Below are 22,960 nucleotides of genomic sequence, written 5' to 3'. Positions count from 1 at the left end.
AATCTTTGTTTTTTAATGAATATTATTACCCATTCAGATACCGATCAATCCATCAGGCACTCGCAACAAAAGGTTTTGCCTATTCATATGTGCAGCACCCATTCAGATAAATACGATCAGTACCCTTTGCAGGAAATACATTCGGGCGGGATTTTTACGGGCTATGAAAGTTTTTGCAACTACATCTCTGGATACAATTCGGTTAGGATAGATGGTTTTTCGGGCGTATTGTGGAACGAAATCATTGTGGATCTGGATAAATACCTGAAAACAAGAGGGCGCCAGGTAAGGTGGACCTTTACCGAAGATTTTTATAAAGAGCACTTAACATTGGAGCAATTAAGGGCTCCCTTTTTAGGTGAAGCGGAAGATGTTTGGGGGCGTCAGGCCGATATAAGCCTTGCTGATTTTTTTAAGCTGGACGAAGTGGACAACTGCCAGCCGCTGGCCGACGGTGCACTGGATATCTGTATTGGCTGCGGAGCGGCCTTATTTGACTGGGATGGACCACTTATCTTTTTGGAAGTGCCCAAAAATGAAATACAGTACAGAATGCGGGCAGGGGCAGTACAAAACCTGGGTTCGAAAGCTAAAGTACCCTATCAACAGATGTATAAGAGCCTTTATTTTATAGATTGGGTTGTACTTAAAAAGCACCGTGAACATTACTTCAACGCCATTTCGGTAATTGCCGATACCCAATGGCTGGGAGATATTTCTTGGATGTATACCGCAGATCTTAAACAGGCAGCCCACGATCTCACCGGCGCACCTTTGCGTGCAAGGCCATGGTTTGAAAAAGGCGTTTGGGGAGGACAGTTTTTGAAAGAATTTGTTCCCGGAATCAGTCAGGACGAAAGCAATTATGCCTGGTCTTTTGAACTTATTGTACCTGAAAACGGCATCGTTTTGCATAAAGATGGTAACAATTTCGAAATCCCCTTCGATCTGTTGATGCATTTGGAAAGCGAAAGGATTTTGGGCAGCCATCAAAAAATATTCGGCACTGAGTTTCCGATTCGATTCGATTTTTTGGATACCATACAAGGGGGGGACCTTTCTGTGCAAGTGCATCCTGAGCCAGCATACATTAGGACAAATTTTGGTGAAAACTTTACCCAAGATGAAACGTATTATATTTTGGAAGCGGAAGCTGATGCTTCGGTTTATCTCGGACTTCAAGATGGCGTGGAGAAAGATGATTTTAAAAAGGCTGCACAGCAAAGCTACAGCAATAATAGCCCATTGGATGTTGAAGCTTATGTACAGCGCTTTCCGGCTAAAAAACACGATCTTTTCTTAATTCCCCATGGTACGGTGCATAGCGCAGGACAGGGCAACCTGGTTTTGGAAATCAGCGCTACACCTTACATTTTTACCTTTAAAATTTATGATTGGCTACGTCCGGACCTAGATGGAAAACCAAGGCCTATATCGATCGATCATGCATTCGAGAATATCGACTTTTCTGCAGCTGGGGATCGGGTGGAGCAAGAATATATTGCTAAACCGAAGGTTAGCCGATCAGGGCAGGATTGGGAAATTGTTAATTTCCCTACACACGATAAACATTTTTATGAGATAAACCAGCTTAGCATTGCTTCTGAACTGGCATTTGCTGCAACCAATGTATGCAAGATTATGATGGTGGTAGAGGGGAATGGCGTTACTGTTGTTAGTGAAGATGGTTTATGCCGCGAATTTAGCTACGCAGAAACTTTCATACTGCCATCGGCTATGGGCAGTTATAAATTGATTGCAACAGATAAAAAACCGATCAAAGTAATCGAAGCCTATTTAAAGGCCGAACATATTGTATTTGATTTATTGCTAACCGATAAGAAAAAACAATATGGAGACCAATAGCAGAAAAATTAATTTATTTATGGTCACACTGATCGCATCTTTGGGAGGGGTACTCTTCGGATTCGATATGGCTGTTGTATCAGGCGTACTTCCGCTGCTGCATAAGCAATACAGTTTTAACTCTGCAATGGAAGGATGGATTGTTTCCTGCGCTTTAATTGGCTGTATTTCTGGTGTATTGTTTTCGGGCATATTAAGCGATAGGCTTGGCAGAAAAAAAATGCTGACCATTTCGGCAGCTTTATTTTTGGTTTCGGCAATAGGCTGTTCAATTGCCATCGATCTTAAAATGCTCATCATCTTCCGAATTATTGGAGGGATGGGCGTTGGCATTGCATCCAACATAGTGCCTTTGTATATCTCAGAAATTGCGCCTATTAATAAGCGTGGAAAACTGGTAAGTGCTTATCAGCTAGCCATAACCATGGGTATTTTGTTGGCTTATTGCTGCAATGCTGCCCTTCTTAAACTGGTGCCCCTAAACACAAGCAATGGAACAAGTGGCTGGTTGGGCCTTATTTTTAGCAAGGAGGTTTGGCGTGGTATGTTTTTTATTGGCAGCATACCGGCAGCGCTTTACCTGCTGGGTTCGCTCATAATACCAGAAAGCCTTAGATGGACGGCCAATACCGGTGGAGACAAGTACAATACCACAAGCAACATGTCAAAAAGCCTGTTCTGGGCAAAAGAAATGAGAAAACCGCTTCTTTTAGGTGTTTTACTGCCCTTATTTTCTCAGCTGAGCGGCATCAATGCCATCATTTACTATGGTCCGAGCATATTATCAAGTGCAGGTATCGATCTCAATAATGCATTGCATGCCCAGATTTTTTTCGGTCTGGCAAATGTTTTATTTACATTTATTGCCATATGGAAAGTAGATAGCCTGGGGCGTAGGCCATTGTATCTAATTGGTTCAGCAGGTGCAGCACTGAGCCTGTTTATTATTGCCATACTATTTTCAACCGGTCATCAAACAGGGCTATTTTTAGGCATTATGGTAATTTTCTTCCTGTTGTGCTTTGCCTGTTCTATGGGGCCGCTCAAGTTTGTAATCGTGTCTGAAATATTTCCTGATGCCATTCGCGGAAAGGCGGTTGCCATTAGTATTATGGTGATGTGGGTTAGCGATGCACTGATAGGCCAGTTAACACCCATACTTTTGGCAAAGGGCACAGCTTTAACTTTCGGAATTTTCGCTTTTTGCTGCCTATGTGCTTTTTATGTGGTATATAAAATATATCCCGAAACCAAGGGGAAAACCTTTGATCAGATCCAGTCCCTTTGGAAAAAATAAAATGAACTCAACTTATTAAACCTAATGATTATTCTCAAATGAAACTAAAAACACCTGTCTTATTAGTCGCCTTTATCTCGCTGTTACTGTTTCCGGCAATTTCCCGGTCGCAGCAATCAGCCATATGGGAGATTGGCAAAAAAGACAATTCAGCTTTTGATATGGCACTGGCACCTGGAGATTATAAAAGATTTCTGGAAAAGGATTTTGGTTGGGAAGACCGGTATTTTATTGTGGGTGGCTCTGATATCAAAACGGAGTGGCCTTACGTTCTTCCGGGGCCCGACGATAGCTGGGGAGGTACTGGGCCAACTTCAGGCCTGCGTTCTCATCAAATCAATGCGCTTTTCACTCTTAAAGCACTGGATAAAAAACAGCCTTTTAAACTTACGCTCAACATCCTCGACCACAACAGCGGCAAACCAGCCTTGTTAAAAATTTCAGTCAATGGAAAAGCATTTAAATACAGGCTTACAGGAAAGGGCAATAATAAGGGAATTGAAGGTGATTTATCAAATACATCGGCCATGCAGATCGCTATCCCCTTAACTGGCAACGACTTTGTAAGTGGTGGCAATACCATTCAGTTTACCATTTTGGAAGGCTCTTGGTTGGTATTTGATAATGTTAAGCTAGAGGGCAAGGCTATTCTTGAAGAGCAGCATGGCAGAAACGTCTACATCCGGGGTATTAAATCGGCCACTTATACCTTGAAGGAAGAAACTAAAAAAATACAGCCACTGCTTATTGATATTGAAAGGCTAAAAGGTCATTCAAAACTTTCAGTTGAGCTTGATGGCAAAGCTATTTTTAATACCCAAATTGATACTGGCAGATACAATCTTGAAGTGCCCATGCCTTCGGTAAATAAGCCACGCAACAGTATGTATAAGGTATTTGCAGATGGTAAACTCATTAGCAGTGGAAATGTAGCCAGAAACGCTTACCCCTTAAAAACACCAGCCGATTATGTTGACACCAGCATAGGTACTGCCCATTCTCGGTGGATGATTGCCCCAGGACCATGGATGCCTTTTAGTATGGTTAAATTGAGTCCTGATAACCAGAATCCAGGATGGATGGCGGGCTACGATCCTACGATTGAGAGTATTGGTACGTTTAGCCATATCCACGAATGGACCATGGCTGGCCTGGGCATGATGCCAGTAAATGGTCCACTGAAACTAAAAATTGGCGATGAATACAATGGCAGTGATGGTTACCGTTCTAAAATTGATAAAAATTCAGTCGAATCGCCGGCAGGTTATTACAAAGTGGTGCTAAAGGATTATGGCATTAAAGCCGAGCTGACAGCGAATACCAGAACTGGTTTTCAACGTTACAGTTTTCCAAAAAACAAACTGGGCCGCGTAATGGTCGACCTTAGGGTGCCTGCAGAATATGACTATGATATTTTAGGCTTCGAGATTAAAAAAGTAAGCGCTACCCGTTTAGAAGGATTTAGCAAACAGCATACCCCCGATGCCTGGTCTGGTGGGGTTGATCAGGATTATACCCTTCATTTTGTAATCGAATTCGACAGGCCGATAGCGAAATTCGGTAGCTGGATAAATGGTAAAGAACAAGCTGCCTCAAACCTGGTTAAGGGAAATAAAGTTAAGGATGCCGGGGTTTATGTAGAATTTAATATCGATAAAGAAAATGTGGTACAGGCACGTTCTGCAATTTCTCTGGTAAGTATACAGGCCGCATCAAATAACCTTGATAAGGAAATTGCTGCACCTTTTGGCTGGGACTTTGAAAAAGTAAGGAAAAACCAAAGCGATACCTGGAACAAACTGTTTAGCAGGCTTGCCGTGAGCAGCGACGATGCCCGCGAAAAAACCAGGTTTTACAACAACATGTACAGGGGGCTGGCCAGTAGGAATATTTGGAGCGATGCCGATGGTGGCTGGATAGATGCCAGCGAAAAGCTACAGCATTTTGCCAACCCCAACGATGTTGCACTGGGCTGCGATGCCTTTTGGAACACCTTCTGGAACCTTAACCAATACTGGAATCTGGTTACGCCAGAGTGGTCTTCAAAATGGGTAAAATCGCAATTGGCCATGTACGATTCCAACGGATGGCTTGCTAAGGGGCCAGCGGGAATGGAATATATCCCGGTTATGGTTGCAGAACACGAAATTCCTTTAATTGTGGGCGCTTACCAGATGGGTATCAGGGATTACGATGTGCAAAAAGCCTTTGCGGCAACCTACAAAATGCAAACTACACTGCCCGATACGGTAGGCAAAGGTATGGCAGGTAACGATGATCTGGCCACTTACCTGCAACATAAGTTTGTACCTTATGATAAGGGGAGGTTTAGCAATAGCCTTGAATATTCGTATGATGATTGGACCGTTGGTCAGTTCGCCAAAGCATTGGGAAAAGAAAAAGAATATAAAGAATTTAATGATAGGGGAAGCTGGTGGAAGAATTCGATTGATCCAGAAATTGGGTATGCCAGGATGAGAAAATCAGACGGCAGCTGGCAGAAAAACTTCGATCCCTTCAAATCAGGCGCAAATAAACACTACGTTGAGGGCAATGCCTGGCAGCTAACCTTTTTTGTACCTCAGGATGTGCGTGGCCTTGCCGGACTTATTGGCGAGAAAAAATTTACCGAAAGGTTGGAGTGGGGATTTAACGAAAGTTACAAATGGCGCTTCAACGCACCAAATGATGCGTATTGGGATTACCCGATTATGCAGGGAAATCAACAATCTATGCATTTTGCCTTTCTTTTTAACTGGGTTGGAAAACCTTGGCTTACACAAAATTGGAGCCGATCAATTATCGACCGGTATTATGGTTATGAAGAAGCCAATGCCTACCTGGGTGATGAAGATCAGGGACAGATGAGTGCCTGGTTTATCATGGCATCATTAGGCCTGTTTCAAACCGATGGCGGTACAGCAGCAGAACCTATTTATGAACTGGGCAGTCCTATTTTTCCAAAAGTGGTCATCAATCTGGGCAAACAGTACGGCCGTGGCGAAAAGTTCGTGATCGAAGCCCGCAATACTTCGCGCACTAACCGTTATATCCAATCGGCAGTACTCAACGGCAAAAAACTCGATCAATTTTGGTTTAAGAGTGCTGAGCTATTAAAAGGTGGAACATTGGTGCTAGAAATGGGCGACAAGCCAAACACAGCTTGGGGCACAGCCGGATATCCATCCAAATAATTTTAAATGATCAAATGGCCGGTAAAGTAACCCCGGCCACTCATCATTCAGTTTTTCAATACCTAAAATCCTCTTCCGGATTTAAACTGGTTGAGCCGGCCAAGTATTGCTATTGATTCTTAAAATTAAGTATTTTGGATATGAATATTGTTTTGGCTGCTGATATTGGGGGTACATCCTTGCATTTCGCAAAAAGGGCAGCTCCATGTTAATGGATCAGCAACCGGTTTGGACCAACTCAAATTATCTCTCCTTTATTTTTATCATGCCCTGTTTGCCAAAAATGCTGATGAAATTTCCATCAGGATCGCGTATAATTGTGCTTTTAAGTCCTTTATCATTTAAGATGATCTCTTTAAATGCAAAAACTACTTTCTTTTTTTCGAGCGATCTGGTAACTGCTGGCAAATCATCTACATATAAAATGAGCGCCTTGTTGCCTATCGGTTTCATGTGGTTTGGCGGATCAGCAAAAAGCTCGCCCAAACGGATAGGATTTTCAACCTGTAACAGTTCCAAGCGGATACCAGCCCCCTCAATAAAGGCCGTTTTGGCATGTATTACCGGAAACTCAGAACGCTGTAGCACCTTAAAACCTAAAATATCGCCGTACCATTTAATAGTGGTATCGAGGTTCGATACGCTCATGGCCATTCCAAAGAGTTTGTATTTGCTGTTTTCTTGGGCAGTAATTGTACTGCTATAGCTAATCATTAGCAGCAGAAATAAGAAAGATCTTGTTTTCATCATTTTTTGAGTTAAAAGCTGAATTTTAATTTAAGATTGATCATCTGCTACATGCCAATTTTAATGCCTTTTAATTAACTTGCTGTTTTTTAGTTGATTATCTTTTTGAATGCTTTTTGTTTTACGTTATATCGCTGAAAACCAATTTTTAGGATGCAGTATATGGTTCCTTGACACGTTGGATTAATATGGCTGCACGGAAAAATAATGACAACTTTATTTCGAGGTGCCGTTCAAAAAATACCGAAATAAAGTTGTTTCCGTTTTAAGGATAGATTTTCAAATTGCCAATGGAAAAAAAATTTTAGCTAAAACAGAGATGGGAAGACACTCATCGTACAAAATTGCTTCGAAATAAGCCACCAGTGAATAGCTTGGCAGGTTTTTGGCAATTATCGGTGTTCATCATTTAATATATGGCCGAAAAAATACTTATTGTAGAAGATGAGTTTATCGTAGCGAATAACTTATCCATTACGCTTGAAAAAGCTGGTTACAAAGTATGCGGTGTAGCAGGTACCGTAGAAGAAGCCAGAGAGATTATCAAGCAGAATAAACCCCATTTGGTAATATTGGATATATACCTGAACGGCGAACTTACCGGAATTGACCTAGCGGGTGAGCTGAGTGAAGAGAATATTGCATTTGTTTATCTTTCGGCCAACTCCAACCAATCTATACTGGAACAGGCTAAAACAACAAATCCTTACGGTTTTATGGTTAAACCATTCCGCGAAAAGGATGTTATTGTTAGCTTGCAGATTGCGCATTACCTGCACCAACAGCAAACTGAGGTCCGTAGGCAGAGCTATATTGCACTAGAAATGACCATGAAAGATGCCATTTCGCAGGATATTTCGTGGGAGGAGAAATTTCTTAGGATTGCCAAAACCATACAACCGCACATTCCATTTGATTTTTTGGCCATAGGCATGAAAAACCTCGAAAAACTGCCCTACGAAGGTATGAGCTTTTTGCGGCTGAGTTTTAACGAATACCAGAAAATTGGCAGGCAGGAATTAATGAATATTACCGGGCTAAAACCTGCCGATCTGCCTCGTTTTCAGGTGCCCGGAGCAGAAGATTTTGTCTCGCAGATTTACAACGGGAAAGATTTTGAGGCGATCTGTAAAATAAACCCATCCAAAAAACTGGTGGCCAAAACCTTTAGCATGGGGTCTAACCTGGTAATGTATGTTCCCATTGCGGGTAAGGCCGGTTTTACCTTTTCATTTTATAGCCGCAATACAGATATTTACAATAAGAAGCACCTTGGTTTGGTAAAACAGCTCGAAAAGGCTTTGGCCATGACTTTTGAGGGCATTATTGCTACCGCAGAAAAATCTAAGGCCCAGCGCATTCATCCTGTTCCGCCTTTGCCAGTGCGCATGGTAGCAGCAAAGCCAGAATATAATGGCATTGTAGGGAGCAGCCATCTGCTGTTAACAGCGCTCGATCACCTTACCATGGTTGCACCTTCCGAAACCTCGGTACTGATTTTAGGGGAGAGCGGAACCGGGAAGGAAAGATTTGCCAAATGCCTGCACGACCATTCCTTGCGGAAAAACAAGCAGATTGTAGTGGTAAACTGTGCTGCATTGCCATCCAATCTGATCGAATCAGAACTGTTCGGACATGAAAAAGGTGCTTTTACCGGGGCAGCCGAGCGGCGGATCGGTAAGTTTGAGCAGGCCAATGGGGGAACAATTTTTCTCGATGAGATGGGGGAGCTGCCCCTCGAATCGCAGGCAAAACTATTAAGAGTGCTTCAGGAAAAGGAAATTGAAAGACTTGGTGGGCGCGAAACACTAAAAGTTGATGTAAGAATAATAGCAGCAACCAATAACAACCTCGAAAAAGCAGTAGCGGCGGGAAAGTTTAGGCTCGATTTATACTACCGCTTAAATGTTTTCCCAATTTTGCTGCCACCGCTGCGTGATAGGATTGGCGATCTGCCCATATTGACAGCACATTTTTTGAAAAAATACAGTGAAATGGCTGGAAAACCAGATATAAGCATAGCTGATGATGCCATGGAAGATTTAACCGCTTACCACTGGCCCGGAAATATCCGCGAACTCGAACACATTATTGAAAGGCATGTGCTTTTATGCCGTGGCGCTGTAATAGAAAGGTTTACTTTACCAAATAGGACAGAAGAAACGAAAGCTGTAGAAGATATCAAAAGAATCAAATCCATCGAAGAAAATGAACGCGATTATATCCTCACCGTACTTAAAAAATGTGGTGGCCGAATATCGGGAAAAGGTGGTGCTGCAGAGCTGCTCGAAGTACCGGCCACTACACTCAATTCTAAAATGAAAAGATTGGGTATTGTGAGGAAACATGCCAGTTAAACCTTAAGGCGTATAAATAATGGCAATTGATGGCTTTTATCAGGCAACGACTTGTAAATTTCCAGATCGAAAAACTCGCTGCTGCGGTCAGCATTTTTATTTGATTATAGAAATGATTTTTGTCGTATTTCCTTCTATTTTCATGATACTTTTCCTTTTCCTGCATATCATTGTTAAAATATTCAATACTGTATGCAAACTTTTAGCTTATAGTTCAGTAAAAACCCGAATCTTTGCTGATACCGAGCTTTTTCATCTTTGAGTTTAGCGTAGTCGGTGGAAGCTGTAAAAGCTCGGCAGCCCCACCAATGCCCCAAATTTTACCCTTGCATTTCTTTAGGGCTGCAATAATATGTTTTTTTTCTCCTTCCGACATGGAACTTACCTCATTAAAGGCAGGCTGCTCCTGTTTTTTGGTTTGGCTGAAAGGAAATTCAATATCGTGTATATAGCCGTCTTTGCTTAACAGCACATTTCTTTCCATCAAATTTTCCAGCTCGCGGATATTGCCAGGCCACTCATATTGTTTCATCTGGTTAATAACCCCTTGCGAAACAGCCTTTACCTCGCGTCCGGTCCGTTTATTCGAAACCTGCAAAAAGTAATCTACCAAAGCTGGTATATCTTCGTTTCTGTCGCGCAGTGGCGGCATTATTATCGGAAAAACATTTAATCGGTAATAAAGGTCAAGCCTGAATCTTCCTTCTGCAACTTCCGTTTCGAGGTTGCGGTTGGTAGCGGCTACAATCCTAACATCGGTTTTAATAGTTGTTCGGCCGCCAACCCTTTCAATTTCTTTCTCTTGGAGCACCCTGAGCAGCTTAACCTGAATATCTACCGGTATTTCACCTATTTCATCCAAAAATATGGTTCCGGTATGGGCCCGTTCAAACTTGCCAATAGCACGTTCGAAAGCGCCGGTAAAAGCGCCTTTTTCATGCCCAAAAAGCTCCGATTCCACTAAACTCGAAGAAAGTGCCGCGCAATTTACCTTCACAAAGGGCTTATCCCTACGCGAAGACAGCTCGTGTATTTTATAGGCAATTTTTTCTTTCCCTGTTCCACTTTCACCAAGTATCAGTACCGAAGAATCTGCAGGGGCAACCTGGCTTACCTCGTCAAAAACTTTTAAAAGCAGGTGCGAACTTCCGATAATGTCGTTAAACGGATTTGGCCTGTGAACATTTGCTAATTCTACCTTGCCTGGGTTAAACGAAGTATTCGTGTAAACGGCCTCGTGGGGCAGAACTTTTAAAATAAAGTCGGTGAGTAGTGCCTGATGTGTTTCGAAAACAGCAACATGGTGTTGGCTGTAAGCATTTTTTAATTTACTAAAAAAACTGAAGTGAAATGCCCCTTTGCCTGGAACTTCCAAAGCAAAATCCAGATCTGACTGCATGTTAAAAATATCACTGATCATTTTTTTGTTCCGAGTACCAAAAAGCCTTAGAGCCGTTGTATCCAAATTTTCAGGTTCTGTTGCCTGTTTCGAAAAAGCAAGAGGCGTATTGCCACCAATTGTAGCCAGTTCTTCGCCACCGATAATTTGGTATTCATTGAAAGCAATCCTCAAAAAACCGAGATCCACATCTGGGTTTCCTTTTGATTCAAAGCATACCGACATCAGTTCGAAAGGTATAAAAGGCTGTAGTGCCTGTCCCAGATCGCAGATTTTTTGCTTCCAGTCTTTTTTGGAGCCGATAATCTGATCCGTTTTTTTGAGCAAAGCCGTATTTTGCCGCTGTCCGCTTTCTATGTTCTTCTGATGGCGGTAAAGGGCAATTTCGAGTGCAACAAGCACATCTTTTTCACGGAAAGGCTTAATTACAAAACCGTATGGATTCGTTTTTTTTGCTGCGGTAAGTACTTTGTGATTGGAGTTGGCAGAAATATAAATAAATGGGATGTTGAGCTCAGAAAGCCTATTGGCCAAATCTATGCCCGAAAGTTCCCCGATAAGAAAGATATCGACAAGAACAAAATCGGGATGATGGGTTTGAACTGCTTCCATGGCCTCGGCTACCGTATCAGCTATTCCACATACTTGGTAGCCAGCACGTTTAAGAATGCCCCTCAATGTATCGGCAATGATGAATTCGTCTTCTACGATTAAAATTTTCTTTGGCATTGGTTTGTTTCGCTTCTGCGTTTGGATGGTGCGGATGGTAGCCAGCAGTTACAGCCCGTTTTCGGTAATTATAAAGAAGTGGGATGAACGGCTCACAGCTTTTAAACTTAAGAAAAATTAGCCAATTGTTCAAATAGGCAGGATTCACAATTTTACTGCCTGCTCCAAATTAAGCCCTTTGTTTTTGGCAATATGGTAAGGTGCACTTTCATTTTCTGGGTATTGCCCACTTTATTTCGTGCTAAATAGTATGCAATTGACGAGATAACGTGATTATAATAAGGTGATGTTTTTTAAAGTATTGATTAACAGTTAATTGTATTAAAGGAGTCGATCTTGCTATGAAGTTGGCATAACAAATCATTCATCATGGAACAAACATCATCGAAAACAATCTTATTCATCACTGGGGCATTTGTAAGCAGCGATTGCTGGGATGAATGGCAATCTTTTTTTCAGCAAAAGGGATATACTACGCTCGCGCCAGGTTGGCCCAGTAAAAACGATACCGCTGATGCGTTACGGCGGAGACAGCCCGATGCTAAAATAGCAAGCCAGCGTTTGGCAGACCTTACTGAACATTACGCCAATATTGCTGCAGCATTGCCCGAAAAACCCATTATAATTGGGCACTCCATGGGCGGTTTAATTGCGCAGTTGTTGGTTCAGCGCGATTTGGCCGCTGCAGCAGTACAGGTGCATTCGCTTCAACCTAAAGGTGTAATAACATTTAAGTTTTCTTTTTACAAAGCAGGCTGGGGGCCACTGGGCTTTTTTACCTCTACCAAATTATCCTATTTAATGTCTTTCCGCGAGTGGCAGTACGCTTTTACCAATGATATGCCTTTTGATGAGCAAAAAGAAGCTTACTATAAGTTTCTCACGCCAGAATCTAAACTGGTGGTTAGAGATGCCATTACCGATGCCGCGAAGATAGATTTTAAACGGCCACATGTGCCGCTACTGTTTATAGCCGGCAGTATAGATCATTTTATTCCCGCATCGCTTAACCTGAGCAACTATAATAAATATTCAGATAGGTTCTCCAAAAAATCTTTTAAGGAATTTGAGGGCAGGAACCACTTTGTACTTGGCCAGCCCAATTGGGAAGAAATTGCAACCTACATCTTAAACTGGGTGGAGAAACTGTAAACACATAGCTTAAAAATTAAAAAGATGAAACATTTTAACCAATATTTTGCCATTGTAGCCACTGTAATCATGCTGGCCGGATGCAAAGGCGGAGGAAACGACAAGGCAGATATAATCTTATTCAATGCCAAAATCGCAACAATGACCAAGCCTGGAAATTTTGCAGCCGCCGTGGCCATTAAGGATGGGATTATCCAAGATACAGGAAATTCAGAAGCGATTATCAAAGCATATGGTGGCGATAAAACCACGGTGGTTGATGGTGGCGGCAGAACAGTTGTTCCTGGATTGAACGATAGCCATATCCACATCATTAGAGAAGGCCTTAACTACAATAGCGAGCTGCGCTGGGATGGCGTTAAAACCTTAAAAAGAGCCATGGAAATGCTGAAAGAGCAGGCACAGCGCACACCAGAAGGCGTATGGGTAAAAGTGGTGGGCGGGTGGAACGAGTTTCAGTTTGATGAAAAAAGGCAGCCAACCCTGGCTGAAATTAATGCAGCTGTTCCCGATAGACCAGTTTTTATCAGCTATTTGTATGGCAAGGCCTTCCTTAATAAAAAGGGAATCGAAGTGCTGAAATACGACAAGAATACCCAATACGAAGGTAGCTTGGTAGAACTTGATCAAAATGGAGTGCCCACAGGGATGCTTTTCGCCAAAGAAACACCAAAGGCCATTTACACCACTCTGGGGCTTACCACAAAATTATCGCACGAAGAAAGACTGAATAGCACCCAGCAGTTTTACCGCGAACTGAACAGGTTTGGACTTACCAGTGCTGTAGATGCAGCAGGGGGAGGGCAGAATTACGACAGTGATTATGCTGTTGCCCTCGAACTGGCCAAGAACGGGAAGCTTAACCTGAGAACTTCCTATTATCTATTTGCCCAACAAAAGGGAAGAGAGCTACAGGATTACGAAAAATGGGTAGCAAGTGCCAAACCGGGTAAAAATGACAATATGCTTGTGCCCAATGGATATTCGCTTGAGGGTGCAGGAGAAAACCTTGTGGCTACAGCGGCAGATTTTGAGAATTTCCTGGAACCCAGAACCATCCTCTCCGACAAAATGGAAGCCGATCTTGAGCCTGTGATCCGCCTATTGGTCAAAAACAGATGGCCGTTCCGCTTGCACGCTACCTACGGCGAATCTATAGAAAGGATGCTCAATGTATTTGAAAGGGTTAACAACGAAACACCTTTTAACGGCTTGAGGTGGTGCTTTGACCATGCAGAAACCATAACGCCGACACAATTGGCAAGGGTTAAGCAATTGGGAGGGGGCATTGCCGTACAGTTTAGAATGTATTTTCAGGGGGAGCTCTACAATAAAATGTACGGCGCTCCTCGCACGCAGCTTCCGCCAATTAAAGAAATGCTTAAGCAGGGTATTCCGGTAGGTATGGGTACCGATGCCACCAGGATATCAACCTACAATCCATGGATGGCTTTGCACTGGTTAATTACCGGGCAAACCATTGGAGGCATGCAGTTTTGGCCTAAAGATCAGGTATTGGACCGTTTTACCGCCTTGACATTGTACACCACAGGCAGCGCATGGTTTTCGGGAGAAGAAAAGCTGAAAGGACAGATCAAAAAAGGACAATACGCCGATATGGCCATACTATCCAAAGATTTTTTCAGCATCGGTACACAGGAAGTGAAGAACATCGAATCGTTACTGACTATCGTTAATGGCAAAGTGGTGTATGCAGCTGGTCCATATGCCAAAAATGATCCTGGCGCCTTGCCGGTCATCCCTATTTGGTCGCCTATTAAATATTATGGCGGCTATCAACGGCAGTTCGGTAATCCTATCACATCGGTAGCTAAAAATGCCGATACGGCCAAATAATCGGATATCAACATATAAAACAAAGAAAATGAAAATCTCAATCACCAATATCGCAATTATGGTGCTTTGTTGCATCAACCTATCGGTCATGGCACAAATGCCCGCACATGTTCCCATCTGGGATGGAAATAAGGTTCAGCTCAAACTGCACAAGCTTGCTGATGATATTTATGCCATTACACCTACAACAGTGGAGGAGGAAACCGCAAAAGGGATTCCACAAGCTACTACCGGAGGATTTATCGTCGGCGAAAAAGGTATTTTAATGATTGAAGTCATGCTCAATAAGCGCTTGTACGATCAGCAGATTAAACTGATCCGCTCCGTGTCTGATAAACCTATCCTGTATGCCGTTAATACTTCCGATCACGGAGACCACTGTTTTTCCAATTACCTTTTGCCCAAGAATACGCTGATTATCCAGAATGAATTTGCCAAAGAGAACCTGGCCAAGAATTTCGAAAATATTAAACAGTTTATGGTGGCACTTTTTGGGAAAGATAGAGGTATTGAAGATGCCGTTTACAGGCCTGCCGAAATTACAATCCCGCTAAACAGCAACCTGAAAATAGATCTTGGCGGCGGTAAGCTCATCGAACTGATGAACATCGGTACAGCGCAATCCAAGGCTGATCTTTTTGTTTGGATGCCCTCGCAGAAAATTTTCTGGGCCGGAAATCCTTTCATAGCAGAAAGTCCGGCAATTCCATGGTTGTTTGATGGTTTCTTCCTTGAACCGGCGGCAAACCTGAAAAAACTATACGATTTCCTTCCTGAAGATGCTGTGGTAATTCCAGGCCATGGAAGGATTACCAATAAAGCCGGTATCAAATATACAATCGACTATGTAGAAGCACTCCGCTCAAATGTAGAAAGTGCGGTGAAAGACAACCTTACACTGGAGCAAACAGTGGCCAAACTAAAAATGCCCGAATTTAATAAAGGATATGTGCTTTTTGATTGGCTGCATTACAACTTTAATATCCCCAATGCTTACAAGGATATCAGTTCGAAAAGAAAAAACAACAATTAATCTTAAAAAACCATAATCATGAAAAAAACAGTAAAATTACTACTCGCAGTCTTATTCGTCTATTGTCTGATGATGCTGTCTTCAAAAATCACATTTGGAGCGGAAACAGCCAACACGTCTTCTCCAGCGGTAAAAGCAGCAAATCCACCGGCTGGGTTTAGCCATCACTATGCAACCGTTAATGGTGTAAAAATACATTATGTAACTGGTGGTAAAGGTGCGCCTTTATTGCTTGTACATGGCTTTGGGCAAAATTGGTACATGTGGAACAGGTTATTGCCCGAGTTATCCAAACACTTTACCGTTATCGCACCTGATCTTCGAGGAGTAGGCGAATCGGGTAAACCTAAAGGCGGTTACGATAAAAAAACAATGGCAGTTGATCTGCACGAGCTGATGAAAAAGCTTGGTTACAGCAATATTAACCTCGCCGGGCACGATATAGGCCTTATGGTGGCTTATGCTTATGCCGCACAGTTTCCAAATGATGTAAAAAAATTGGCTTTAATGGATGCCTTACTTCCGGGTGTTGAGCCGGTTTGGTCGAGCGTAAAAGCAGGTGCCTGGTGGTTCGGCTTTTTTGGCATGCCTCAATCTGGCGAAATCGTATCAGGTAAAGCAGGTCTTTTCCTTACCAACTTTTGGCCGCTAGTGGGCTACGTTAAAAATCCCTTTACCGATGCAGAGAAAAAAGAGTTTATCAGGGCTTACTCAGTTCCGGGTGGCACAACAGGTGCTTTTGCTTGGTTCGGTGCCTTTCCGAAAGATGCTGAAGATAACGTTAAACTGATGCAGACCAAATTAACCATGCCGCTCCTTGCCATGGGATCGCAACATTTTGCAGCCCCATTCCTTGCAGACCATTCTAAATTGGTAGCTACTAATGTTACCGAATCCGTTATTAAAAATTCAGGTCACTGGATAGTGCAGGAAAATACAGCTCAGGTGCAAAAGGATCTGCTCGATTTCTTTTTAAATAAGTAACCCAAAAAACCAGTTGATTGCGCCCAATCTGAATGGCAGCTACCGTGCAACGGCATTTCGTTGTGCGGTTTGCTTGTAACAAGATAGCGTAAAATAAAATCCATTATTGACAAATGATTACCCGATAACTTGGTCATGAAAAAGATTATACCCATATGCTTAATTCTTTTATCCCATTTTGCTTTTGGTCAAACCGTTGCGTTTAAATCGCTCAGGTTTGATGAGGATTATAGCCTATATGCAAAAGATACCACGAAGAATGCATATCGAGCATTAAAATTTACTCCTTTATCAAAAGATGGAGCACAGTTTATCAGCTTTGGTGGCGAGTTAAGGAGCCAATACTTTAAATATCAAAATCCCGACTGGGGGGATGGTACCAAAGATCCCGATGGATTTGTGCTTTCTAGGTATCTGTTGCACGCCGATCTGCACCTGGGTAAATATTTTAGAACTTTTGCACAATTGCAGAGCAGCTTAAGCAGTGGAGAAGCCGATCAGGCCTCGCCGGTGAACGAAAACCCGCTTGAATTGCACCAGGTATTTGCCGATGGTTTACTGCCATTGCGTGCCGGTAGCAGTATTGCATTAAGGGTGGGCAGGCAAGAGCTTTCTTACGGTTCTCAAAGACTGGTATCTGTAAGGGATGCGCCAAACAACCGCCAATCGTTTGATGGTGTTAAAATACTGTTGCGGACAAAAAAGATCAAAACAGACCTCTTTTATAGCCATTACGTACAGGCTAAAACCGGCATTTTCGATGATAGATATTCGAGCGGAACAAAATTTTGGGGTGCATATTTCTCTACCGCAAAAATTCCGTTGCTCGATCAGCTAGATGTATATTACTTGGGATTTGAACGGGCCGAATCCAAATTTGATGATGTAAAAGGAAAAGAAAAACGCCATTCGGTAGGTGTAAGGATTTCTGGTATCAAATCGATGTTTGAATACGATATAGAAAGCCTTTATCAATTTGGAGATGTTGCAGCTCTAAACATCAGTGCCTGGACGCTTTCTGCCCACCTTTCCTTAAAGTTATCTGAACACGGGCTTCAACCTAAAGTGGGTATAAAAAGCGAAATGATCAGCGGAGATAAACAATATGGCGATGGAAGACTGAATTCTTTTAACCCGCTTTTCCCAAGGGGAGGATATTTTGGTCTTGCTGCGCTTATTGGCCCATCCAACTTATTTGATGTGCATCCTTACATAGAAATTTTGCTGGCCAAAAACCTAGTATTAACACAGGATTACGATATTTTTAGGCGCATGGAAACAACAGACGGGATATATGCGGTTAATGGCAGGTTACTTTATTCCGGAAAAACCAGTGATAGTAAAGATATTGGAACCCAGCTTGGAACAGCTTTAGAATACAATCCATCACGGTTTTTGTATCTGAGGGGAGAGTTTACCTGGTTTAATACAGGTAACTACCTTAAGCAGGTGAGTGGCGGTAAAGATATTTTAATGTACGGACTTACCGCAACTTTCAAGTTCTGATTTTCAAAAGAACAATTGAAGTTTACATCTTGGTACAGCGCTAAGTTTCGTTTTATCATTTCATTAGTTAAGGGGGCATGCGTTCGCGTAAAGCAATTGATAATTTTACGATTAGCTATAAAGGTCATCTGTAAACAGCTGTATCCTTTTATTGATCAATTAGTTGTGTGTAATACTGGTTGTTGAATTAAAAGAGCTGTCAACTTTAATAGCTAGTCAACTCTGAAAAAAAAACAAAAAAGCCTCAGATTTCTCTGAGGCTTTCTGTGATCCCGCTGGGATTCGAACCCAGGACCACTACATTAAAAGTGTAATGCTCTACCAGCTGAGCTACGGAATCTACTTTGCTTAAAACGTTATCCGTTTCCTTTAAAGTGGTGCAAATATAGGGTTCTAATGTGTTTCCTGCAAATAAAAAATCATCAATTGAGCTAGTGTATTGATTTATAGGTAAATTAATTATTTACCTTCTCTTTTTTAAATAGATTTGATATTTTTATCGCTCATCATTTAATATCAGCCCATGTGCAAGTCTTTTTCCTTATTGCTTCTTTTGCCGCTTCTCTTTTTATTTTCATGTCAGTCCAATAACGTTAAGAACGAAGAAAAGGCCAAAAAGGATTCTCTGGCTTCTTGCGAGAAAAATATGCCCAGCCGTTTTGGTGCGGTAAAAGATACCTCAAGTTTTGCGGGCAATAAGGTAAGTCATGAGGGGATGGTTTTAATCCCAGCTGGCCAGTTTGCCATGGGGGCATCAGATAAAGAGGGGCGTGATGACGAATATCCGCAACACCAGGTTAAACTAGCTTCCTTCTGGATTGATGTAACCGAGGTAACCAATGCCAGTTTTAAAAAGTTTGTAGACGCTACTGGTTATGTTACCACTGCCGAGCGTAAGCCCGATTGGGAAGAAATGAAAAAACAGCTTCCTCCCGGAACGCCAAAACCGCCCGATAGTGTTTTTGTAGCTGCATCATTGGTTTTTTACCAGCCCAAAAGCATTACCACTTTAAACGATGCATCGCAATGGTGGAGGTGGGTTAAAGGTGCCGATTGGAAGCATCCGAACGGACCAAAAAGCAGTATCAAAGGCAAAGAAAACTATCCTGTAGTTCACGTATCCTGGGATGATGCCATGGCTTATTGCAAGTGGGCCGGAAAAAGGTTGCCTACCGAAGCTGAATGGGAGTACGCTGCCCGTGGCGCATTAAAAAATGAAAAATACCCCTGGGGAAATGAAGATATTGAAAAAGGCAAGGTAAAGGCCAATACCTGGCAGGGCAATTTCCCGATTAAAAACACCAATTGGGATGGCTTTAATGGCCTGGCAGCCGTAAAACAGTTTAAAGCCAATGGTTATGGCCTTTATGATATGGCGGGTAATGTTTGGGAATGGTGCAGCGATTGGTACCGGCCAGATTATTATGCAACACTTTCTGGTGTGGCAAACAGCCCAAAAGGACCATCTGATAGTTACGATCCGATGGAGCCTACCGTGCCGAAACACGTGGTTAGGGGAGGTTCTTTTATGTGCAACGCATCATATTGCAAAGGTTACCGGGTAACTTCGCGGATGAAAACCTCATCCGATACAGGCTTGGAACATACAGGTTTTAGATGCGTAAGTTCCAATTAGGCCGGCAAAAATAAAATTTAAAATCACGCAAACGTTTGATCCAAAATTTCTTGAAATAATTGTTTAGTTTGGCCTTAACAAATTAAACCGAACCAAACTTTATATGCAACAATCAGCAAAACAGGGCCAAACGCAAGGGCCAAAACCACTTATTATTATTTGTGCCCTATTCTTTATTTTTGGCTTTGTAACCTGGGCAAACGGCACTTTAATCCCGTTTTTTAAATTGTCTTTTGGCCTCTCCAACCTACAGGCCTTCTTTGTAACCTTTGCCTCTTACATGGCTTATTTCTTTTTAGCGCTGCCATCATCGTGGATACTTAAAAAAGTAGGCTTTAAAAATGGAATTGTTTTAGGACTTGTGATTTTAGGCTTAGGCTCTTTAATATTTATACCAGCTGCCCAAACCAGAACCTTTGGTTTGTTCTTAACCGGTATTTTTGTTCAGGGTGCTGCACTGGCTTTGTTGCAAACAGCTTCAAACCCATACTTAACTATTATTGGCCCGATAGAAAGTGCGGCAAAAAGGATCAGTATTGCCGGGATCTGTAATAAATTTGCCGGAATGATTGTGCCTTTGATTATGGGCAGCCTGTTCCTTAAAAATGCTTCAGAAGTTGAAAAACAGATTCAAGCCGCCACTGGTGCAGTACACGAGCAATTGTTGAACGATGTTTTAGGCCGTGTAAACATGCCGTATATTGTACTGGCAATTGTTTTCTGTCTTTTTGCCGTTTTTATTAAATTCACCGATTTGCCCGAAGTAGAAGTTGAAGAAGATATTGTAGACGAAAGCAAAGGCGGGGTGGTAAAACACAACAGCATATTCCAGTTTCCGCATTTATTTTTGGGTGCACTTTGTATTTTTGTATATGTAGGTGCCGAGGTTATGGCCGGAGATATTATCGGTATTTATGGCCGCGAATTGGGTATTAGTCCTGAGATTAGCGGTAAATTAACCTCCATTACATTGTTTAGTATGTTAATAGGTTATATTATTGGCATTGTAACCATTCCAAAATACATTTCGCAGCAAAAGGCCCTACGGATCTGTGCTATTTTAGGCATCATATTTACTGTACTGTCGTTCGCCATTTCTAGCTGGTTTGCCGTAATCTTTGTAGCCCTATTGGGTTTAGCCAATTCATTGATGTGGCCGGCTATTTTCCCACTGGGTATAAGCCATTTAGGTAAATTCACAAAAATAGGTTCAGCCATTATGATTATGGGTATTGCAGGTGGTGCTTTAATGCCATTGTTGTACGCTTTCTTAAACGAAAAATTACATGTTAATTTCCAATTGGCTTATTTGTTAACCGTATTGCCATGTTACCTGTATATCCTATATTTTGCTATAAAAGGGCATAAAGTTGGCTTAAAATTGAAATAACCAAAACCAAATAAATTTTATGATTAAGCCCGGTCTTATAAAAGATTGGGCTTTCTTTTGTCCTTAATTTTCAGTTAATTTGCCCAAATTAAAACAATGATAGATCTCAGGTCTTGATTCTCAAATCTTGATTCTAACATCTCAATACTCATATCTCAAAAATGAACAAAGCTATTTTTCTCGACCGCGATGGTGTACTTAATCACGAAATACACGATTACATCTGCCGTGTAGAAGATTTCAAAATATTAGATTACCAGATTCCGGTATTAAAAAAACTGTTTGATGAAGGCTATCTGCTGATTGTAATTACCAATCAGGGCGGTATTGCCCTAAAGCGTTATTCCGAGCAGGAATTAGCTATAATGCACCAGATGTTGCGGAATGCTTTTGTTGCTAAAGGAGCTGATATTGCCGGTTTTTACTATTGTCCGCACCACCCAACCGTTGGCGGCGAGTGTAAATGCAGAAAGCCTGCTTCTGGAATGATTTTAGATGCCATTGATATGTACGATATTGACCCGGCACAGTCTGTTATGATCGGCGATAAACCGAGAGATGTAGAAGCTGCAAATGGGGCAGGGGTAAAAGGAATCTTGATTGAACCCGATGAGCAGATCAGCTATGAGTTGGTTAAAGAAGTACTAAAAAGAGAATCTTTAGTTTAGTTGGGAGTTTGGAGTCACCCAATTGCCTAAAACAAACAGAGCGGTTAATATCCTTGAACATACTGTTTGTAATTTGGGCGTTTTAACACGCTGTACACTGAAGCTTTACAATTATGGAAAATGTAAGATGGAAGGTATAATCTGCAATTTGCCCGTCATCCATGTTCCATCTCACACATACATGAAATAAAAAAGACTTAAGTTATCTCAACTTAAGTCTTTTTTATTTCATGTGGACTCCAAACTATTTACCTGCTGCTTTAGCGTGGTCTGCCAAGAAAGTAGCTAAACCGCTATCAGTTAGTGGGTGTTTTAACAGTCCAACAATTGCCGCCAAAGGAGCAGTAATTACATCAGCGCCTAATTTTGCACAGTTTACAATGTGTAATGGTCCGCGGATTGATGCTGCTAAAATTTGAGTTTCGTAACCGTAGTTGTCAAAAATGGTTCTGATATCTTCGATTAAAACTAAACCATCGCTAGAAATATCATCTAAACGGCCTAAGAATGGAGATACATAAGTTGCCCCAGCTTTTGCAGCCAATAAAGCTTGTCCGGCAGAGAAAATTAAAGTACAGTTGGTTTTGATTCCTTTTGATGAGAAATATTTAATGGCTTTCACACCATCTTTAATCATCGGTACCTTAACCACAATTTTAGGGTTTAATGCAGCCAAAGCTTCACCTTCCTTAATAATTTCTTCAAAGGTTGTAGAAATTACCTCAGCACTTACGTTATCATCAACGATATCGCAGATAGCTTTGTAATGGTTGATTACATTTTGTTCGCCAGTAATACCTTCTTTAGCCATTAAGCTAGGGTTGGTGGTTACGCCATCTAAAATGCCAAGATCTTGCGCTTCTTTGATTTGATCAAGATTTGCGGTGTCAATAAAAAATTTCATGCTTATAAATTCTTAAAATGATTATTAGGTTCTGCTGTTAGAACCCCTGAAGAATTTAATATCCCCCCTTCAGGGGGTTGGGGGTAAAAAAAAGGGCAAGCACCTTCTATCGCACCGCTACAACCTTCTACCCTTGCTATGTTCCCATCCTGGGGGAGTTCAAAGGGAGCTGGTCGTAAAAGACTTGCCCGCCACAAAGGTAGAAAAAGAAGTTGTTTCACAAAATTGATTTTTCTAATTT

General features: G+C 41.9%; 15 protein-coding genes, 1 tRNA gene and 1 other RNA gene. 12 read left to right on the top strand and 5 right to left on the bottom strand.

Annotated elements, in window-relative coordinates:
• Window positions 1-15 precede the first annotated feature (15 nt).
• Genes ACS5PU_RS05990 through ACS5PU_RS05980 form a run of 3 tightly spaced genes read left to right on the top strand, consistent with a single transcriptional unit; the run spans window position 16 to window position 6,357 of the window.
• Window positions 16-1,866, top strand: coding sequence for a class I mannose-6-phosphate isomerase (locus tag ACS5PU_RS05990; RefSeq protein ID WP_439458366.1), 1,851 nt, complete (start codon window positions 16-18; stop codon window positions 1,864-1,866).
• A 19-nt stretch (window positions 1,867-1,885) separates the two neighbouring features.
• Window positions 1,886-3,163, top strand: coding sequence for an MFS transporter (locus tag ACS5PU_RS05985; protein ID WP_439458365.1), 1,278 nt, complete (start codon window positions 1,886-1,888; stop codon window positions 3,161-3,163).
• Window positions 3,164-3,201: 38 nt separating this feature from the next.
• Window positions 3,202-6,357, top strand: coding sequence for a GH92 family glycosyl hydrolase (locus ACS5PU_RS05980; RefSeq protein ID WP_439458364.1), 3,156 nt, complete (start codon window positions 3,202-3,204; stop codon window positions 6,355-6,357).
• A gap of 243 nt (window positions 6,358-6,600) precedes the next feature.
• Here the strand turns inward: ACS5PU_RS05980 and ACS5PU_RS05975 are convergent, their stop codons facing one another.
• Window positions 6,601-7,107: a VOC family protein gene (locus ACS5PU_RS05975; protein WP_439458363.1), complete on the bottom strand. Its 507-nt coding sequence runs from the start codon at window positions 7,105-7,107 to the stop codon at window positions 6,601-6,603.
• Window positions 7,108-7,520: 413 nt separating this feature from the next.
• Between ACS5PU_RS05975 and ACS5PU_RS05970 the strand changes: the two genes are divergently transcribed.
• Window positions 7,521-9,461, top strand: coding sequence for a sigma 54-interacting transcriptional regulator (locus ACS5PU_RS05970; RefSeq protein WP_439458362.1), 1,941 nt, complete (start codon window positions 7,521-7,523; stop codon window positions 9,459-9,461).
• Window positions 9,462-9,675: 214 nt separating this feature from the next.
• Here the strand turns inward: ACS5PU_RS05970 and ACS5PU_RS05965 are convergent, their stop codons facing one another.
• Complete coding sequence (locus tag ACS5PU_RS05965) at window positions 9,676-11,589, bottom strand: sigma 54-interacting transcriptional regulator (RefSeq protein ID WP_439458361.1); 1,914 nt, start codon at window positions 11,587-11,589, stop codon at window positions 9,676-9,678.
• A gap of 369 nt (window positions 11,590-11,958) precedes the next feature.
• Between ACS5PU_RS05965 and ACS5PU_RS05960 the strand changes: the two genes are divergently transcribed.
• The 5 genes from ACS5PU_RS05960 to ACS5PU_RS05940 all read left to right on the top strand — a co-directional run bounded on the left by ACS5PU_RS05960 (window position 11,959) and on the right by ACS5PU_RS05940 (window position 18,121).
• Window positions 11,959-12,741, top strand: a complete 783-nt coding sequence (locus ACS5PU_RS05960; RefSeq protein ID WP_439458360.1) for an alpha/beta hydrolase — start codon at window positions 11,959-11,961, stop codon at window positions 12,739-12,741.
• Between the two features lie 24 nt (window positions 12,742-12,765).
• Complete coding sequence (locus tag ACS5PU_RS05955) at window positions 12,766-14,598, top strand: amidohydrolase (RefSeq protein WP_439458359.1); 1,833 nt, start codon at window positions 12,766-12,768, stop codon at window positions 14,596-14,598.
• Between the two features lie 28 nt (window positions 14,599-14,626).
• Window positions 14,627-15,631 (top strand): hypothetical protein, encoded by a 1,005-nt coding sequence (locus ACS5PU_RS05950; protein WP_439458358.1) that lies wholly within the window; start codon window positions 14,627-14,629, stop codon window positions 15,629-15,631.
• 18 nt (window positions 15,632-15,649) lie between these two features.
• Window positions 15,650-16,615, top strand: coding sequence for an alpha/beta fold hydrolase (locus ACS5PU_RS05945; RefSeq protein ID WP_439458357.1), 966 nt, complete (start codon window positions 15,650-15,652; stop codon window positions 16,613-16,615).
• A 135-nt stretch (window positions 16,616-16,750) separates the two neighbouring features.
• Window positions 16,751-18,121: an alginate export family protein gene (locus ACS5PU_RS05940; RefSeq protein ID WP_439458356.1), complete on the top strand. Its 1,371-nt coding sequence runs from the start codon at window positions 16,751-16,753 to the stop codon at window positions 18,119-18,121.
• Between the two features lie 267 nt (window positions 18,122-18,388).
• Here ACS5PU_RS05940 and ACS5PU_RS05935 read toward each other — a convergent pair.
• Window positions 18,389-18,461, bottom strand: a tRNA-Lys gene (locus ACS5PU_RS05935).
• Between the two features lie 183 nt (window positions 18,462-18,644).
• Between ACS5PU_RS05935 and ACS5PU_RS05930 the strand changes: the two genes are divergently transcribed.
• The 3 genes from ACS5PU_RS05930 (at window position 18,645) to ACS5PU_RS05920 (ending at window position 21,815) form a co-directional block, all read left to right on the top strand.
• Entirely contained in the window at window positions 18,645-19,757 is a 1,113-nt protein-coding gene (locus tag ACS5PU_RS05930; protein WP_439458355.1) for a formylglycine-generating enzyme family protein, read from the top strand.
• A 103-nt stretch (window positions 19,758-19,860) separates the two neighbouring features.
• Window positions 19,861-21,147, top strand: coding sequence for a sugar MFS transporter (locus ACS5PU_RS05925; RefSeq protein WP_439458354.1), 1,287 nt, complete (start codon window positions 19,861-19,863; stop codon window positions 21,145-21,147).
• A 161-nt stretch (window positions 21,148-21,308) separates the two neighbouring features.
• On the top strand, window positions 21,309-21,815 hold the full coding sequence (locus ACS5PU_RS05920) for a D-glycero-alpha-D-manno-heptose-1,7-bisphosphate 7-phosphatase (protein WP_439458353.1): 507 nt from the start codon (window positions 21,309-21,311) through the stop codon (window positions 21,813-21,815).
• Window positions 21,816-22,059: 244 nt separating this feature from the next.
• Here the strand turns inward: ACS5PU_RS05920 and fsa are convergent, their stop codons facing one another.
• Together fsa and ffs are read right to left on the bottom strand one after the other, a co-directional pair.
• Complete coding sequence (fsa, locus tag ACS5PU_RS05915) at window positions 22,060-22,719, bottom strand: fructose-6-phosphate aldolase (protein WP_439458352.1); 660 nt, start codon at window positions 22,717-22,719, stop codon at window positions 22,060-22,062.
• A gap of 90 nt (window positions 22,720-22,809) precedes the next feature.
• An RNA gene (gene ffs, locus ACS5PU_RS05910) (signal recognition particle sRNA small type) lies at window positions 22,810-22,909 on the bottom strand.
• Between the last annotated feature and the right edge of the window lie 51 nt (window positions 22,910-22,960).

The organism is Pedobacter sp. GSP4, assembly GCF_051857575.1.
Taxonomy (GTDB): Bacteria; Bacteroidota; Bacteroidia; order Sphingobacteriales; family Sphingobacteriaceae; genus Pedobacter.
Note: the sequence above shows the minus strand (reverse complement) of the source record. Positions and strands in the feature narration are given on the sequence as shown.

Excerpts from the sequence above, each read along its gene's own strand:
- ACS5PU_RS05990 (WP_439458366.1), top strand. The coding sequence starts at position 16 with ATGAATATTATTACCCATTCAGATACCGATCAATCCATCAGGCACTCG.
- ACS5PU_RS05985 (WP_439458365.1), top strand. The coding sequence starts at position 1,886 with ATGGTCACACTGATCGCATCTTTGGGAGGGGTACTCTTCGGATTCGAT.
- ACS5PU_RS05980 (WP_439458364.1), top strand. The coding sequence starts at position 3,202 with ATGAAACTAAAAACACCTGTCTTATTAGTCGCCTTTATCTCGCTGTTA.
- ACS5PU_RS05975 (WP_439458363.1), bottom strand. The coding sequence starts at position 7,107 with ATGATGAAAACAAGATCTTTCTTATTTCTGCTGCTAATGATTAGCTAT.
- ACS5PU_RS05970 (WP_439458362.1), top strand. The coding sequence starts at position 7,521 with ATGGCCGAAAAAATACTTATTGTAGAAGATGAGTTTATCGTAGCGAAT.
- ACS5PU_RS05965 (WP_439458361.1), bottom strand. The coding sequence starts at position 11,589 with ATGCCAAAGAAAATTTTAATCGTAGAAGACGAATTCATCATTGCCGAT.
- ACS5PU_RS05960 (WP_439458360.1), top strand. The coding sequence starts at position 11,959 with ATGGAACAAACATCATCGAAAACAATCTTATTCATCACTGGGGCATTT.
- ACS5PU_RS05955 (WP_439458359.1), top strand. The coding sequence starts at position 12,766 with ATGAAACATTTTAACCAATATTTTGCCATTGTAGCCACTGTAATCATG.
- ACS5PU_RS05950 (WP_439458358.1), top strand. The coding sequence starts at position 14,627 with ATGAAAATCTCAATCACCAATATCGCAATTATGGTGCTTTGTTGCATC.
- ACS5PU_RS05945 (WP_439458357.1), top strand. The coding sequence starts at position 15,650 with ATGAAAAAAACAGTAAAATTACTACTCGCAGTCTTATTCGTCTATTGT.
- ACS5PU_RS05940 (WP_439458356.1), top strand. The coding sequence starts at position 16,751 with ATGAAAAAGATTATACCCATATGCTTAATTCTTTTATCCCATTTTGCT.
- ACS5PU_RS05930 (WP_439458355.1), top strand. The coding sequence starts at position 18,645 with ATGTGCAAGTCTTTTTCCTTATTGCTTCTTTTGCCGCTTCTCTTTTTA.
- ACS5PU_RS05925 (WP_439458354.1), top strand. The coding sequence starts at position 19,861 with ATGCAACAATCAGCAAAACAGGGCCAAACGCAAGGGCCAAAACCACTT.
- ACS5PU_RS05920 (WP_439458353.1), top strand. The coding sequence starts at position 21,309 with ATGAACAAAGCTATTTTTCTCGACCGCGATGGTGTACTTAATCACGAA.
- fsa (WP_439458352.1), bottom strand. The coding sequence starts at position 22,719 with ATGAAATTTTTTATTGACACCGCAAATCTTGATCAAATCAAAGAAGCG.